Raw genomic sequence first — 14,654 nt, 5'->3', positions numbered from 1 at the left:
AACTGAAAAGAGAGGATTATGCATTTGTTTGATTCTGTTTGGGTTGACGAATGAAAAAACGTAAAAGTTCTCGACCATGAAAAGGATATAAGGGATATAAATAAGATACTCCAAAAGTCTTAATACGAGCTAAAGCTATCCATACAATAAGATTAAAAACAATAAAACCATAAACATTGAAAAACATCATACAAAAAATCATCATGACTTTTATATATTTATTGGTCAGTGATAATTCATAATTTGGTGTTGCAAAACCACCCACCGTACCGATAGCACAAAACATTAAAATATCTTCTGAGAAAAAACCTAATTGAATCGCAAATTCTCCTAATAAAATAGCAGCAATCAATCCCATAGCATTCGATAAAGATTGGGGTGTATGAACGGTTGCTATACGTAAAAGTTCAATAGAAAGTTCGACAATCAGAATTTGTATAAAAAAGGAATAATCCCATTTTAAAAAGGATGAACATAAAGCAAAGATAGGCACAAGATAAATAGATAAGAAAACGGCAGCCATACGAATCAAACGGATAAATGTCCCAATTAATGGTGTTTGACGATGTTCTTCGACATGTTCTAAAATTTCAAATAAAGTTGTTGGCAACATGACAACGGAAGATGATGTATCACATAGAATCGCAATATAGCCATGTTGAATATGTGTTGCGACAATATCTGGTCTTTCACTATATCTAACCAAAGGAAATGGATTATATCCTTGCTGTAAAAGGACTTCTTCAATAGCACGATCACTCATTATAAATTCTTGTGATTGAACTTGAGAAATACGCTGTAATAATTGATTTAAAACATCATTATTCACTTTATCTTCTAAATAAGCTACAGCTATATCAATTGGATTTTGTGTTCCCATTGTGGTCAAATGAAAACATAATTCTGGTGTCTTGATACGTCGACGAATCAGTCCTGTATTATTTAAAATAGATTCATTAAAACCATCTTTAGCCCCTCGTACACTCTTTTCTGTTTCTGGTTCTTCTATAGAACGATTAGGATAGTTTTTGGTATCCATTAAATAAGTCGTTTCACCATCAAATAAAGCACTATTGCCACCTAACAGGGCTTTTTGTATTTTATCAATATCATTTGTAGAAACAATCACAACATCTCCCATATGAATACAATTCTCTAAATCTTTTCCTTCTTTGCTTTCAATCCCTTCTACCAGTCGAGAAATCAAAACATCGTTAGATAAACTTGCTAAAAAATAAAGATGGACAAGTCTTCCTTTATAATTTAAAATACGATGTTTTAAATCATAAGAATCGTTCATGATTTTGGTTTAAATATCATCGCAGCCAAAAACGCAAAAAGAATAGCTGCACTGATGCCTGCCGCTGTTAAATCAAACATTCCCATCGCAATACCAAAAATACCATATTCTTGCGTAGCTGCCATAGCTCCATGCATTAAAGAATGTCCAAAACTGGTAATGGGAATTAAAGCTCCGGCATGAAAAATATCAACCAGACGATCATAAATATGGAAAAGATCCAAAAAAGAACCTAAGACAACAAATAAACTCGTAATATGTCCCGGAGTTAAACGACTATGATCATAGATAAGCTGTGCAATCAGACAAACAAAACCACTAAATAAAAACGCTAATAGATAATTCATTCTACCGCCTCCAGACTAATGGCATGAGCAATACATGGAATGCTTTCTTTTTGAGCACTCATCATTGGTGACAACAAAGCCCCTGTTGAAACAACAAGAATCCTTTTTAATTTTTTGTCTTTAAGTTGTGGGTACAAAGAACCCATTGTGACTAAAGCACTGCAGGCACAGCCACTGCCTCCTTGAAAAACGGGTTGATGAGATAAATCATAAAGCATACAACCACAATCATTATAACGGACAACATCTATTTTTTGACGCTGTAACATTTCTTTTAAAATCTGATGCCCATACATGGATAAATCACCCGTCACAACCAAATCATAATCATGAAAACTACGTTTTAAATCTTGAAAATGATTCATCAATGTGTCAAATGCTGCTGGAGCCATCGCACGTCCCATATCATTAGCATCTGTCTGTTCATAATCAATGACACGCCCTAAAGTGATGGCTTCAACTTTCACATGTTGTTTTTGAGATGTTAGTAAAGTTGCTACTGCTCCGGTTGCTGTAAAGGTTGTTGTTGCTTTCTTTTGTACACCATATTCAACAGGATAACGATATTGCCTTTCTGCCGAAGCATTATGACTTGATACCATCGTGATGACTTTATCAACAAATCCTGCTTCTACAAGCAAAGAACCTAAAGCTAATGATAAAGCAAAACCTGAACAAGCCCCATAAACACCAATAAATGGTTTCATTATTTCTCTAGCTAAATAATTAACAGAAGTGATCTGATTCAATAAATCACTTCCTAAATATAAATCTACATCATGATATTTTAATCGTTCTCTTTTTAAACAGATATCCAAAGCATCTCTTAACATTTTTCTTTCTGCTTTTTCAAATGATTTTTCACCATAGTGATAATCTTGAATACTTTTATCAAAACAGCTGCCTAATGGTCCTAAGTACTCTAAAGGTCCACAGACAGTACCAGAAGATGCGATAAAGACATTTTCTAAAGTGACTGAATTACCCAAAAAGTGTAATGACATAACGTATCACTCCTAACAGGGCAGAACTGACAATTCCATAGGTAATAACTGTTCCTCCTAATTTAAACATGTTACTGCCAATTCCCATAATCAGTCCTTCACTTTGACTATCTATGGCACTTGAGGTCATACTATTTGCAAAACCGGTAATAGGAATGAAAGTTCCTGCTCCGGCTTTTTGTGCTAATTTATCATAAATACCTAATCCCGTTAATAAACAACTGATGAAAACTAATGTAATCGTCATCATGGGTGTTGCTTCTTTTTGACTGATATCATAAACATTCATAAAAAATTCTAAGACACCCTGTGCCAGAATCCCAATAATCCCTCCATAGATAAAAGCAAAAAAAGCATTTTTCATTTTATGCCCAACTGGTTTTAATGTTTCAGCTAACTGATCATATTCTTTATGATCCATTTTCATCACCTCTTTTTTAGTGTTTACATTTTTTGACTTTTCAAACATAATTTTTCAATATCAACATACACTTATTTTGAAAGGAATGAAAAATTTGTCTATGAAAAACATATTAACTCGTCTTTTTGAATATTTTTTTGAGGTTGTTGAAGTTGATGAAGATGGACATGAAATTAAAAAACAACAAGAATCTTAATCCTTGTTGTTTATTTTTCTAAGTGTACCCATATTCTTCTTAAAAATGGGATTAAACTATATCCAATAAATATTTCAATAGGCAATATAGCACATTCTTTCACTACACGAATACATAAAGAAATCGTCCACGGGATATGATACATCATATCCAGCCATAATGGTGTTAAACATAATGTCACAACAATTTCTGTCAGTACTACACACAAAATCCAAGTTGAAAAAGTTTTGGCTTCTTGTGTATTAATCTTACGTTTTAAAAAGAGAATGATCACAACAAAAAGAAGTGACAATAAAAGACATAGTGAAATTAATGTTATTTTATCCTGTAGTTTTAATGAATAAGCCGTATCTGAAATACTAACGACATCTAACTGACTGATATATAAAGAAGCCCCTACTCCTAATATAACAATCAAACCAATCACAATCATTAAAACTTTTGTTGGACTCACTCTTTTAAAGTGAACATGAACCATTGAAGGAATGACACTGACTAAAATTGTTCCTAGTGTAAATCCAAAGAAAGGAAATCCTGTGGGGACAATAATCAATCCTATCACATCACTACATAGCCCAACCAGAAAAGCATAGCTTGGAGATAAAAAATATCCTGCTAACATCAAGGGAATATATTCAAATCCAATCTTTAAACTCTCTGTTCCAAATAAAGGAATCATAATCGCTAATCTTTTACAAATAGCTGTCAAAATAATGAAAATAGCGGCTATCACTAATTTCATCACATTTCCTTTTTCAAAAGGATAAAATTTAAAAACATAAAAACCTAGTGCAATAATAATCATTGCAATTACAACTTGTTCCATAACATCATGCTACATATAACAAATTTTCCTGCTTCATCCTCATTTCTAGTCCACAGGCGTTAATTCCGATTATATTTATATAACCGTCCATGCTTTGCTACTAACGTAGACTCCTCCTTCTTTTTTTATTTTTTATATCATACATGATTTATTCATTATTGACAATATTTCTTTCTTCACCTTTTAAAAATGAAAGTATATTTTCATAAACTTCATTGACACAACGTTGTCTAGCTTCAATAGACCCCCAAGCAATATGTGGTGTTAAAATCACTTTATTCATATCCTGTATAGAATAAATCACATCATCTTCTAATAATGGTTCATGTTCAAAAACATCTAAACCAACCCCAGCCAGATGTCCTTCATTTAAAACTTTTACCAAAGCCTTTTCTTCAATAATACCACCACGTCCAACATTAATTAAATAAGCTGTTTTTTTCATCTTTCTTAAAGCTTCTTCATCAAATAAATAATGTGTCTGTTCATTTAAAGGCGCATGAATAGTTATAATATCAGATGTCTTTAATAACGTTTCAAAATCAACTTGCTGGTAATCACTTGTTGCATTTTTGCCACTTGTTGAATAATATTGAACTTTTGCTCCCATCGCCTTAGCAATACCAGCAACAGCTCTGCCAATATGTCCTAATCCAACAATACCCCAAGTCATAGATGACACATCATGAAAAACATCATCAAAATAACTAAAACGTTCACTATGACAATATGCTTTAGACTTCACAAAATGATCATAGGCAACATTCTTTTCAATAAGATGCATTAATAATGCTAAAGTATGTTGAGCGACTGTTGTCGTTGAATAATCTTTGACATTTGCTACCTTGATTCCATGATCATGACAATATTTCAAATCAACATTATTTGTTCCTGTGGCAAATAAACAAATCAGTTTCAAATGCTTTAATCCTTCTAAAACATCTTGATTCATAACATTTTTATTTGTAATGACAATATCAGCCCCTAAGATACGTCCTCTTATTTCAGATTGTTTTGTATCTTCATACATTGTCACTTGCCCAAGTGAACAAAGCTTAGATAAATCGACATCTTTGCCAACAGAAGCACTTTGTAAAACAACAATATGAACATCTTCCTGACGAAGTAAAGTCATAAAATCTTCTAATGATACATCTCGAAATAATTTTCCTAGATGAATAGCTTCATTTAAATCTAAGATGTCTGTAGATAAAGCCACACCACACATCGCATTATCCACAATTTCAAATTTTAAAATATGTTGAATCATCGCAACTCCTAACGCTTTAGAAGTCATTGTTTTATCATCATCAATTGTTTCTAAAATATGTTGTTTAAAATGTTTTTCCTGTTGTTCACATTGATAAATACATTCTTGAAGTGATGTATATGATAAAATCTGATCTCTGACCAAATCATGATAAAGAAGTGGCAAAACAACATCATAAAGTTCCAATGGTACTGGTTTTCCATAACCTTTTGTAAAATTATACAGCAATGCTGTTCCTAATTCTTCATCTTTCATTCTATCTACTAGTTTCATCTTCATTTCCTCCCTCAAATAAATAAACTTCAACTCGCTGTCTTTCCGCTTTCGCTTTATCATCATAAAAAATCATACATAGTTTCATTTTTTTCTCTTGAATATCATATTTCATAATATTATATGAAATATAACGACTACGACTTTCTTTTAAACCACCGGTGGCACTACCCGCACCAATATAATAACAGCCATCTACCTCTCTAAAAAAAGGTAAATGTTTATGTCCATGAAAAACATAATGTATATTTCGTTTCTGTAACCATTCAATCAATAACGGTGCATCTACTAAAACCTTTGATGTTTCTACAATTCGATTAATAAATGTTTTTTCATGCCATTTGGTTTTAATAAATTGAGCCTTATCAATAGGATAAACATGATGATGCAACAAAACCAATAAAGTATAGTCTTCCAAATGATCAATCGCTGATAACTCATCATCAATTTCCATTAATTGTCTTTTTCCTATTTTCCCTCTAGCAAGATTTCCTTCACTGGTTGTATCCATTTTAATAATAATAATTTTTTCTTTTTCCAGAACCTTAATATTTTCACCTAACAAATAAGCAATGACTTTACTTTTTTGATTTCTAGCAAAGTTAAATCCATGCACAATCACATCATGATTTCCCAATATAAAAGTCACATTCGCTTTATATCGTTTCTTTAAACTATTCATAAAATCATTGGCTAAATACATATTTTTACGATTAGGAGATTCCATTAAATCGCCTGTAATTAAAATATTCACAGGCCATAATGAAGGAAGTCTTGGCATCAATTCATCTAATGAAGCATAGAGTCTTGCCAATCCTTTTTGACGTTTATTTTTACCTAAATGCAGATCACTTAACTGAATAAAATAAGCGTCATTTTGATAGTGTTGATATATATCAAACAAAGGTAATTGCTGTTCAATAGCCTTTTTGAGTTGAGTGAAATCTTCGATTCGTTTGATAGGAACGAAAACCATCTTCTGTTCTTGAAAAATCAAGCATCCCGGCCATGAATCCACATGATTCAAAGCACAGAAGAAAGCAGGAAAAGGATTAAAAAATGATAAATTGTCTTTTTGAAAATGACCAGAAATCGCATAAAAATAGATGTTTTCATATGTAGGAAAAGATATCATTTTCAAATCATTTTCATCAAATCCTGGAACATATACAATATGAATTGCTTTTTCATAAGTTTGTGCGATTGTTTCCATTTCTACTGAAAAAGGAATATGTAAAATATGATCAACATCTTCAACTTTCATTAAATAAGATAATAAGGCATATTCATCCTTTGTAATAGATTCTAAAACAGGGCATGAAATATGACGTTGATTTAACCATTGGATAAAACTTTGAAGATAGTCATAGGACATGAGAAAATCACGCATATATGCCAATTCATTACGATAAACAATATTAAAAAAGGTATTGATAAAGAAGATTTCATTCACTGTTCTTTTCACCTCGTAGATTTATTATACTACAAATAAAAATAGAAAAACATGGAAATTCATATTTTTCCATGTTCCTGTCAAATCTTTTTAGAATTTTAAATTTCTTGGTGTTCTTGGGAATGGTTCCACATCACGAATATTTTGCATACCTGTCAAATACATCAAGAAACGATCAAAACCAAGACCGAATCCTGCATGTTTACATCCACCAAATCTTCTTAAATCCATATACCACTGCAATCCTTCTTTTGACATCTGTTTTTCATCCATGATTTTTTCAAGAACATCATATCTTTCTTCACGCTGACTTCCACCAACAAGTTCTCCAATACCTGGTACTAACAAGTCACAGGCTGCAACCGTTTTTCCATCATCATTTAAACGCATATAAAAGGCTTTGATTTCTTTTGGATAATCGGTTAAGAATACCGGTCCACCTACAATTTGTTCACAAATATAGCGTTCATGTTCACTATTGAGGTCCATACCCCATTCTACCTTATTTTCAAATTTGACATCAGCTTTCTTTAAAATATCAATAGCTTCAGTATAAGTCATACGTTTAAATTCACTATTTCTCACATGTGTAATTCTTTGAATACATTCCTTATCAATCATTTGTTCAAAGAACTTCATTTCTTCTGGAGCATTTTCTAAAACATAATCAATACAGTATTTTACCATATCTTCAATTAAATCCATATCATCTTCCAAATCTGCAAAAGCAATTTCTGGTTCAATCATCCAGAATTCACTGGCATGGCGTGATGTATTTGAATTTTCTGCTCTAAATGCTGGTCCAAATGTATAAACATCTCTAAACGCCATACAGAAAGCTTCCACATGTAATTGTCCTGTCACTGTTAAAAAGGCTTCTTTACCAAAGAAATCTTTACTAAAATCGGTATCATCAATCGTTGTCGCTCTAAACATTTCACCAGCACCTTCACCATCATTACTTGTAATAATAGGTGTATGCACATAGACAAATCCCTGTGACTGGAAAAATTCATGAATTGCCATTGATAAAACACTTCTTAATCTAAAAATAGCATAAAAAGTATTAGCTCGTGGACGAAGATGTGGAATTTCACGCATATATTCAAAAGAATGTCTTTTCTTTTGTAAAGGGAAATCATCATCACAAGCCCCTTCTACAACAACTTGTGTTGCTTCTATTTCAAAAGGCTGCTTAGCCTGTGGTGTTAATTTTAATTTTCCTAAAACACGAATTGCACTTCCTGTACTGATATGTTTCACTTCATCATAGTTTGTTAAAGTGTCCTGTAAATAAACAATTTGACAGTTTCTAAAGTAAGTTCCATCATTTAAAGCAATAAAACCAACTTTTCCATTATCACGATTTGTACGTACCCAACCATCTAATTCAACATATTCGATACTCTCCGTTTCAAATTCTTCCCCAGATAAAATCATTTCATATAATTCTCTGACTGTCATAAATTCAAACATAACTCTCTCCTCCTTCTTATTAAAAAAGTCGTTCCTCAAAAGGAACGACTATATCGCGGTACCATCCTTATTTGTATTCTTAACAAATACACCCTTTTTAAATAACGCCTCTAAGCGGGATAGTCTACTTTTATTTCTCCTATCCGGTTCATTGAGTGTTCCATATCATTCCCATTTCTTTTGCTTTCACCGTCCAAAAGTCGCTCTAAAACTTATGAATGATATGTTCTCAAATCATTACCTGTATATTTATTATTAACATTTTTTCAATAAAATTTCAACACTTTATTCATCATTCACATGCATTTTTAAAACCAGTTCCTGAATAGCCACAACAACATCAACTGTTTGTACGACAACATCATCTCTGACTGTAAAATGTGTATGCGTAAAATCAACGATACCTTTAATACCTAAATCCATCAAACGATCAACTGTTTCCTGAACATTTTCACTGATTGCTAAAATGGCAATTTTACATCCATCAGGAAATGTTTTTTCTAAATCATCAATATGATAAAGTTTAACACCAAAACGTTCTCCAACTTTATTTTGATCTAAATCATAACCACAGACAATCTTTCCTACTGTATATTGCCAACGGTTATATTTTAAAATAGCACTTCCTAAATTACCCACACCAATTAAAATAATAGATTCATCCAAACCTAAACCTAAAACATTATTTAAAATATTAATAATATCTTTTGTATCATAACCTATTCCGCGTTTTCCTAAAGCTTCTTTACTTGTTAAAAAACTGAAATCACGACGAATCGTTGTATCTAAAATTCCCGTTGCTTCAGATAATTCACTAGATAAAAAATTATTCTTTCCTTCATGTTGCATATTGCGTAAAGCTTTTAAATAAACAGGGAAACGGGACATCGTTGCTTTTGATATTTTATGTTGTTTTTTTTCCATGATTATTCACCAAGACTTTCCATTTCTAAATCATATGATGGTTTCACCATCAAATCAAGCGATGAAAATTGCTGATGTTCATACATAATACGGGCTGATGAAGCAATCATGGCAGCGTTATCTGTACAATAACGCATAGGTGGAAATAATACTGGAATATCACTACGTTTTGTCAGTGCTTCTCTTAATCCCTGATTGGCACTGACACCTCCAGCAACAATAATTTCTTTGACTTGATAATCCTTTGCTGCTTTCAGTGTTTTCGATACAAGAACATCCACTGCCACCTCTTGAAATGAACATGCTAAATCTTCTGGAACAATGTCTTCTCCTCTTTGAGAAGCATTATGACAAAGATTAATCACAGCTGATTTTAAACCACTAAAAGAAAAATGATAGCTGTCATCATTCATTGGAAGTGGCAATTGATAGCTATGCTTTCCTTCTTTCGCCATGCGATCAATGACTGGCCCACCAGGATAAGGCAAATGCAATACACGTCCTACCTTATCATAAGCTTCACCAATCGCATCGTCTAAAGTTTGTCCAATGACTTCAAATGAAAATTCATGTTTCATATAAACAAGTTCACTATGCCCCCCACTGACAACTAAACACAGACATGGATATTGGATATCCTCTACAAGCTCATTAGCATAAATATGCCCAGCAATATGATGAACTCCAATCAAAGGTTTATGATAAGCTAAAGCCAATGTCTTTGCTGCCTGCATCCCAACATGCAATGAACCAACAAGACCGGGTCCTTTTGTAACAGCAATCGCATCAATATCCTGCATATTGATTTTTGCCTCATTGAGAGCTGTCTTTAAAACCGTAGACACACATTCTACATGCATACGACTAGCAATTTCAGGAACAACACCACCAAATAAACGATGTGTATCAATTTGTGATGCGACCACATTACATAATAATTCACGTTGATCTTTTAAAATGGCTACGGCCATTTCATCACAGCTTGATTCAATCGCTAAAATAAGACTCATTATTTTTCCCTCCTTTTCGTCATTAAATAGGCATCTTCATGATTATCCTGATAATAATCGGGACGAACTGCCTGAACTAAAAATCCATATTTTTGATATAAAGCTATCGCTTTATGATTTGATTTTCTTACTTCTAAACTGATTGTTTCTACATCATCATTCATAACATCTAAAGCATACTGCAAAAGTTTTGCTCCATACCCTTGTGACTGATATCGTTTTTCAACAGCAATTGATGCAATTTGTGCCTGTTCATACATGATCCAGACATCAATGTAACCAATCACTTTTTTTTCTTTTTTGAATACAAAAAGATGTGCAAAAGGATTATGAAATAATTCATATTCAAAATCTTCTTGCGTCCAAGGTGAAGGCATCACATTTTTTTCTAAAAGAACAATAGCCTCAAGATCATCTTCACGACATTTTTCTATAGGCATATCTTTTTAGCCTCAACATCTTTAAGATAACGTGGAACCAAAGCATCCACATTTTCACAAGCAGATTCATTTTTGGCTAATTCATGTAAATGACTAGCTAAATTCACTTCTACATGCTCATATCCTACCACTTCATTTTGTCCTACGACTTGAAAATCTTGATAATTCTGCATAAATTGAGGAAAATCTGCAATTGCCATCATTTGTTCAGAAATTAACGCTTTTCCTTGATCATAGGCACAAACAAAGACTTTTTGACTACGAGCATCAATCACTGATACACATTTTTGTAAACCAGCATAAGCCGCTAAAGATGAAATGGCTTTAATACGAACAGATGAAATCACACTTAATGTTTTTGCGATTGTCAAAGCCACTCTTTCACCGGTATAAGAACCCGGTCCAATGGTAATAACCATTTCATCAACATCCAATAGTTCTTTATGATATTTATTTAACAGTTTTTCCAAATAAGGAATAGCATTTTCTGATTGACGTTTCGATCCCATTTCTTGGATAGCTTCTAAACATTGATCATCTTCATATAAAGCAACCATTAAATATTGATTAGATGTATCCATGATTAATTGCAACATATGTTCATCTCCTTTAATAATTGCTGATATTGTTGACCATGTGCAATAAAAGTCATATGACGAGTCTGATCTTTATTTTTTGTCATATGAATTTCTAATCTATTGTCTGGAAGTATATCTTGAATATACATTGGCCACTCAATGACACAGACACCACCATCTTCAAACATTTCTTCAAATCCCAGTTCTTCATTTTCTCCTTCTAAACGATAAGCATCAAAATGATAGAATGGCACTTTTCCTTGATATTCCTTAACAATCGTAAAAGTAGGTGAATTAATAATCTTTGTCACCCCTAATCCTTTTCCTATTCCTTTTGTAAAAGTTGTTTTCCCAACACCCAATTCTCCTTCTAATGTAATCACAGTATTCGGAAATAAATGTTTTGCCAGTTCTTCTCCAAAATCAATCATATCCTGTTCATTTTGAAAATCCATGATGACCTCTCCTTTTTCTATAATTTCCACTTTGATAATAATGATACCAGTGTTGTGCAAAACCCGGTCTAAAAGGTCCTGACATATTCATCGCCATATCAATCAATTGTGAAAGCTGAAGATGTAATATATCATCCAATTCATCACTATAATTCATAGCAGCTTTATGCTGCTGATATTCTTCTTCATCTAAAATCTTATATTTATAATCAGGAAAAACCTTTAAATCTAAATCATAATCAATATATTTCAAGGCTTCACCATCATATAACGTTGGAGATGCGATATTACAATAAAAATGTACCCCTGTCTTACGAATCATACAAATCACATTATACCATTTTCGCTTAGGGAAATAACATATGGCTGGTTCTCTTGTATACCATTTACGACCATCAGCTTCTGTTACAAGCGTTCTATTGTTGACAACAATAAAATGATGTGGTGTTTCCTCTAAAACAAGCCCTTTATCCCAGCAGCGATGAATACTTCCATCATGTTTATAACAATGAATAAGGATATTTTGACCAACAAATGTCTTATTCATAATCAATAACCTCTTTCTATAACAGAATTATTATACACAAGTTCACCTCTTTTTTAAAGTAAATTTACTATTTTCTAACGTATTAAAAAATCTCTCATAAAGAGAGATTAGTGAAAAGCATTTTTTAAACGTGAATATAATAATGGAACAACAATCATACATAATATAAGCGTTGGAGCAACATAAATCGCATTATATCTTAATGAATAAACAATAGGATTCATACCTTCAGGAGCGTAACTGGCAAACAAGAATGCCCCTGATGCAAAATGCGATAAATATTTTAAAAACATAACAAAAACAACACCCCAGCAAATGGAAATATGACCTATTTTTTGAGTTTTGATTAATGGTGTTAAACCACAAACTGCCAGCGGTAAAACATAGTCAAGCAAAACTGACCATGGCCCATAATATTGAGCAATTCCTAATACAAATTGCAATAAAGCGACACCAACACCACAGATCACCCCATAACCGGCTCCCATCAAATATCCACATAACATAATCGCAATAACATCAACTGAAATCGTTCCACCTTGTGGCAGTGAAGGAATCACTTCATTGACATAACTTAAAACAAGTGTAATCGCCATAAACATCGCAAGCATACACATGTTTCTAATTGAGTATTCTACTCGCATAACATTTTTCATCATCTTTTTTCTCCTTTCATTCAGCCAACAAATAAAAAAAGACTTTTCTACCCACGTAAAAAAGTCACAATTTCATTATTTGCACTCTCTACGCTGGCATTACCCAGTTCAGATCATAAGGGATAAGGTTTCCACCTTTCTCAGCAAAATGCACCCCCGGCCTTTTTCTATTATAATCCTTTTTAGAAAAAATACAAATATTTTTGATAAAACATTTTTTTCTAGTTTTTTTATAAATAAATGTTATAATAAAAGGGAATTAAGGGAGGATAAGAAAATGGCAAAAATTATTGCAGTTAATGCAGGAAGTTCATCACTAAAATTCCAATTATTTGAAATGGATGATGAATCTGTAATTACTTCTGGAGTGATTGAAAGAATTGGTTTAGAAGACTCTATTTTTACAATTAAATTTAATGGTCAAAAAGATGTTCGTACTTTACCTATTCCAACACATAAAGAAGCTGTTCATTTATTATTAGATACATTATTAGAAAAAAATATCGTATCATCACTTGAAGATATTAAAGGTGTTGGACATAGGGTTGTTCAAGGTGGTTCTTATTTTAAAGAATCTGCCATTATTGATGATGATGTTGTAAGTAAAATTGATGAATTAAAATCATTAGCTCCTTTACATAATCCTGCTCACTTAACAGGATACTATGCTTTTAAAGAAGCTATTCCAAATGCTGGAGCAGTGGCTGTTTTTGATACAGCATTCCATCAAACATTAGAACCAAGATGTTATATCTACCCAATTCCATATAAATTCTATACTGATTATAAAGTGAGAAAATATGGTGCACACGGAACTTCACATTATTATGTTTCTCAAAAAGTCATTGAAAAATTAGGAAATCCTGAACATTCTAAAATCATTGTTGCTCACTTAGGAGCTGGAGGATCTCTTACAGCTGTTAAAGATGGAAAATCTATTAATACTTCAATGGGATTTACACCATTAGCTGGAATTATGATGGGAACTCGTAGTGGTGATTTGGATCCTTCTATTATTGACTACTTAATTGAACAAGTTGGTATGGATATGAAAGATGTTATTCATATGTTAAATAAAGAATCTGGTTTATTAGGTGTTTCTGGTGTATCAAGTGATTTTAGAGATGTCTTAAATGCAGCTAATGAAGGAAATGAAAGAGCAAAACTTGCGATTGATATTTTCTTTAGACGAGTTATTGCTTATATCGGAAGATATTTTATTGCTTTAGGTGGGTGTGATGCCATTGCCTTTACAGCAGGTATTGGTGAAAACTCTGCTTATGCAAGAAAGGAAATTTTATCATTAGTAAGTGAAGCTTTAGGTATTGTTGTTGATGATGATGCTAATGAAAATGGTGAAGGAGAACGATTAATTTCTGCACCAGAATCAAAAATTAAAGTTTATGTCATTCCAACAAACGAAGAACTTGTGATTGCTAGAGATACAAAACGCTTATTAAATTTATAATTAAAAAGAT

The 14,654-nt window shown here is 32.5% G+C and carries 16 protein-coding genes, 1 riboswitch and 1 other annotated feature; of the genes, 1 reads left to right on the top strand and 15 read right to left on the bottom strand.

Translation table 11 applies throughout. From position 1 onward, the window contains the following. Positions 1–16: 16 nt before the first annotated feature. The 15 genes from ACGHJ8_RS05505 to ACGHJ8_RS05435 all read right to left on the bottom strand — a co-directional run bounded on the left by ACGHJ8_RS05505 (position 17) and on the right by ACGHJ8_RS05435 (position 13,179). On the bottom strand, positions 17–1,300 hold the full coding sequence (locus ACGHJ8_RS05505) for a spore germination protein (RefSeq protein WP_390542147.1): 1,284 nt from the start codon (positions 1,298–1,300) through the stop codon (positions 17–19). Then, on the bottom strand, positions 1,297–1,647 hold the full coding sequence (gene spoVAE / locus ACGHJ8_RS05500; protein ID WP_087358209.1) for a stage V sporulation protein AE: 351 nt from the start codon (positions 1,645–1,647) through the stop codon (positions 1,297–1,299). Before spoVAE ends, ACGHJ8_RS05505 begins: the two co-directional genes overlap by 4 nt. Beyond that, complete coding sequence (gene spoVAD, locus ACGHJ8_RS05495) at positions 1,644–2,651, bottom strand: stage V sporulation protein AD (protein ID WP_390542145.1); 1,008 nt, start codon at positions 2,649–2,651, stop codon at positions 1,644–1,646. Before spoVAD ends, spoVAE begins: the two co-directional genes overlap by 4 nt. Beyond that, positions 2,629–3,072, bottom strand: a complete 444-nt coding sequence (gene spoVAC, locus ACGHJ8_RS05490; RefSeq protein WP_087358211.1) for a stage V sporulation protein AC — start codon at positions 3,070–3,072, stop codon at positions 2,629–2,631. The genes spoVAD and spoVAC overlap by 23 nt, the downstream gene beginning before the upstream one ends. Positions 3,073–3,278: 206 nt before the next feature. Continuing rightward, positions 3,279–4,094: a folate family ECF transporter S component gene (locus ACGHJ8_RS05485; RefSeq protein ID WP_087358212.1), complete on the bottom strand. Its 816-nt coding sequence runs from the start codon at positions 4,092–4,094 to the stop codon at positions 3,279–3,281. Between the two features lie 148 nt (positions 4,095–4,242). Further along, positions 4,243–5,637 carry a D-2-hydroxyacid dehydrogenase gene (locus tag ACGHJ8_RS05480; RefSeq protein ID WP_390542143.1) on the bottom strand — a complete coding sequence of 465 codons (1,395 nt, stop codon included), beginning with the start codon at positions 5,635–5,637 and terminating at the stop codon, positions 4,243–4,245. Beyond that, complete coding sequence (locus ACGHJ8_RS05475; RefSeq protein WP_390542141.1) at positions 5,621–7,090, bottom strand: metallophosphoesterase family protein; 1,470 nt, start codon at positions 7,088–7,090, stop codon at positions 5,621–5,623. Before ACGHJ8_RS05475 ends, ACGHJ8_RS05480 begins: the two co-directional genes overlap by 17 nt. 90 nt (positions 7,091–7,180) lie before the next feature. Further along, on the bottom strand, positions 7,181–8,566 hold the full coding sequence (gene asnS / locus ACGHJ8_RS05470) for an asparagine--tRNA ligase (protein ID WP_087358215.1): 1,386 nt from the start codon (positions 8,564–8,566) through the stop codon (positions 7,181–7,183). A 37-nt stretch (positions 8,567–8,603) separates the two neighbouring features. After that, positions 8,604–8,813: a binding site (T-box leader), on the bottom strand. A 38-nt stretch (positions 8,814–8,851) separates the two neighbouring features. After that, positions 8,852–9,490 carry a redox-sensing transcriptional repressor Rex gene (locus ACGHJ8_RS05465; RefSeq protein ID WP_087358216.1) on the bottom strand — a complete coding sequence of 213 codons (639 nt, stop codon included), beginning with the start codon at positions 9,488–9,490 and terminating at the stop codon, positions 8,852–8,854. A 2-nt stretch (positions 9,491–9,492) separates the two neighbouring features. Next, the gene (gene tsaD, locus ACGHJ8_RS05460) at positions 9,493–10,500 is read right to left on the bottom strand and encodes a tRNA (adenosine(37)-N6)-threonylcarbamoyltransferase complex transferase subunit TsaD (protein ID WP_390542138.1); all 1,008 of its coding nucleotides are present in this window, start codon (positions 10,498–10,500) and stop codon (positions 9,493–9,495) included. After that, positions 10,500–10,940, bottom strand: coding sequence for a ribosomal protein S18-alanine N-acetyltransferase (rimI, locus tag ACGHJ8_RS05455; RefSeq protein ID WP_211964911.1), 441 nt, complete (start codon positions 10,938–10,940; stop codon positions 10,500–10,502). Before rimI ends, tsaD begins: the two co-directional genes overlap by 1 nt. Next, positions 10,931–11,536: a tRNA (adenosine(37)-N6)-threonylcarbamoyltransferase complex dimerization subunit type 1 TsaB gene (gene tsaB, locus ACGHJ8_RS05450; protein ID WP_087358219.1), complete on the bottom strand. Its 606-nt coding sequence runs from the start codon at positions 11,534–11,536 to the stop codon at positions 10,931–10,933. The genes rimI and tsaB overlap by 10 nt, the downstream gene beginning before the upstream one ends. Continuing rightward, positions 11,524–11,973, bottom strand: a complete 450-nt coding sequence (tsaE, locus tag ACGHJ8_RS05445; protein ID WP_211964913.1) for a tRNA (adenosine(37)-N6)-threonylcarbamoyltransferase complex ATPase subunit type 1 TsaE — start codon at positions 11,971–11,973, stop codon at positions 11,524–11,526. Before tsaE ends, tsaB begins: the two co-directional genes overlap by 13 nt. Continuing rightward, positions 11,957–12,520 carry a DUF402 domain-containing protein gene (locus tag ACGHJ8_RS05440; protein WP_087358220.1) on the bottom strand — a complete coding sequence of 188 codons (564 nt, stop codon included), beginning with the start codon at positions 12,518–12,520 and terminating at the stop codon, positions 11,957–11,959. Before ACGHJ8_RS05440 ends, tsaE begins: the two co-directional genes overlap by 17 nt. 107 nt (positions 12,521–12,627) lie before the next feature. Beyond that, positions 12,628–13,179 (bottom strand): energy-coupled thiamine transporter ThiT, encoded by a 552-nt coding sequence (locus ACGHJ8_RS05435; RefSeq protein WP_087358221.1) that lies wholly within the window; start codon positions 13,177–13,179, stop codon positions 12,628–12,630. A gap of 64 nt (positions 13,180–13,243) precedes the next feature. Continuing rightward, a riboswitch (TPP riboswitch) is annotated at positions 13,244–13,344 on the bottom strand. 109 nt (positions 13,345–13,453) lie between these two features. On the opposite strand from ACGHJ8_RS05435, the gene ACGHJ8_RS05430 reads away from it, so the two are divergent. After that, entirely contained in the window at positions 13,454–14,644 is a 1,191-nt protein-coding gene (locus ACGHJ8_RS05430) for an acetate/propionate family kinase (protein ID WP_087358222.1), read from the top strand. The last annotated feature ends 10 nt before the right edge of the window (positions 14,645–14,654 follow it).

The organism is Massiliimicrobium timonense (assembly GCF_042850985.1).
GTDB lineage: Bacteria > Bacillota_I > Bacilli_A > Erysipelotrichales > Coprobacillaceae > Allocoprobacillus.
Note: the sequence above shows the minus strand (reverse complement) of the source record. Positions and strands in the feature narration are given on the sequence as shown.

What these genes read in the sequence shown, in the direction of transcription:
- ACGHJ8_RS05485 (WP_087358212.1), bottom strand. Translation starts at nt 4,094, where the DNA reads ATGGAACAAGTTGTAATTGCAATGATTATTATTGCACTAGGTTTTTAT.
- rimI (WP_211964911.1), bottom strand. Translation starts at nt 10,940, where the DNA reads ATGCCTATAGAAAAATGTCGTGAAGATGATCTTGAGGCTATTGTTCTT.
- tsaD (WP_390542138.1), bottom strand. Translation starts at nt 10,500, where the DNA reads ATGAGTCTTATTTTAGCGATTGAATCAAGCTGTGATGAAATGGCCGTA.
- ACGHJ8_RS05505 (WP_390542147.1), bottom strand. Translation starts at nt 1,300, where the DNA reads ATGAACGATTCTTATGATTTAAAACATCGTATTTTAAATTATAAAGGA.
- spoVAC (WP_087358211.1), bottom strand. Translation starts at nt 3,072, where the DNA reads ATGGATCATAAAGAATATGATCAGTTAGCTGAAACATTAAAACCAGTT.
- ACGHJ8_RS05430 (WP_087358222.1), top strand. Translation starts at nt 13,454, where the DNA reads ATGGCAAAAATTATTGCAGTTAATGCAGGAAGTTCATCACTAAAATTC.
- spoVAD (WP_390542145.1), bottom strand. Translation starts at nt 2,651, where the DNA reads ATGTCATTACACTTTTTGGGTAATTCAGTCACTTTAGAAAATGTCTTT.
- ACGHJ8_RS05435 (WP_087358221.1), bottom strand. Translation starts at nt 13,179, where the DNA reads ATGATGAAAAATGTTATGCGAGTAGAATACTCAATTAGAAACATGTGT.
- tsaB (WP_087358219.1), bottom strand. Translation starts at nt 11,536, where the DNA reads ATGTTGCAATTAATCATGGATACATCTAATCAATATTTAATGGTTGCT.
- asnS (WP_087358215.1), bottom strand. Translation starts at nt 8,566, where the DNA reads ATGTTTGAATTTATGACAGTCAGAGAATTATATGAAATGATTTTATCT.
- tsaE (WP_211964913.1), bottom strand. Translation starts at nt 11,973, where the DNA reads ATGGATTTTCAAAATGAACAGGATATGATTGATTTTGGAGAAGAACTG.
- ACGHJ8_RS05440 (WP_087358220.1), bottom strand. Translation starts at nt 12,520, where the DNA reads ATGAATAAGACATTTGTTGGTCAAAATATCCTTATTCATTGTTATAAA.
- ACGHJ8_RS05465 (WP_087358216.1), bottom strand. Translation starts at nt 9,490, where the DNA reads ATGGAAAAAAAACAACATAAAATATCAAAAGCAACGATGTCCCGTTTC.
- spoVAE (WP_087358209.1), bottom strand. Translation starts at nt 1,647, where the DNA reads ATGAATTATCTATTAGCGTTTTTATTTAGTGGTTTTGTTTGTCTGATT.
- ACGHJ8_RS05480 (WP_390542143.1), bottom strand. Translation starts at nt 5,637, where the DNA reads ATGAAACTAGTAGATAGAATGAAAGATGAAGAATTAGGAACAGCATTG.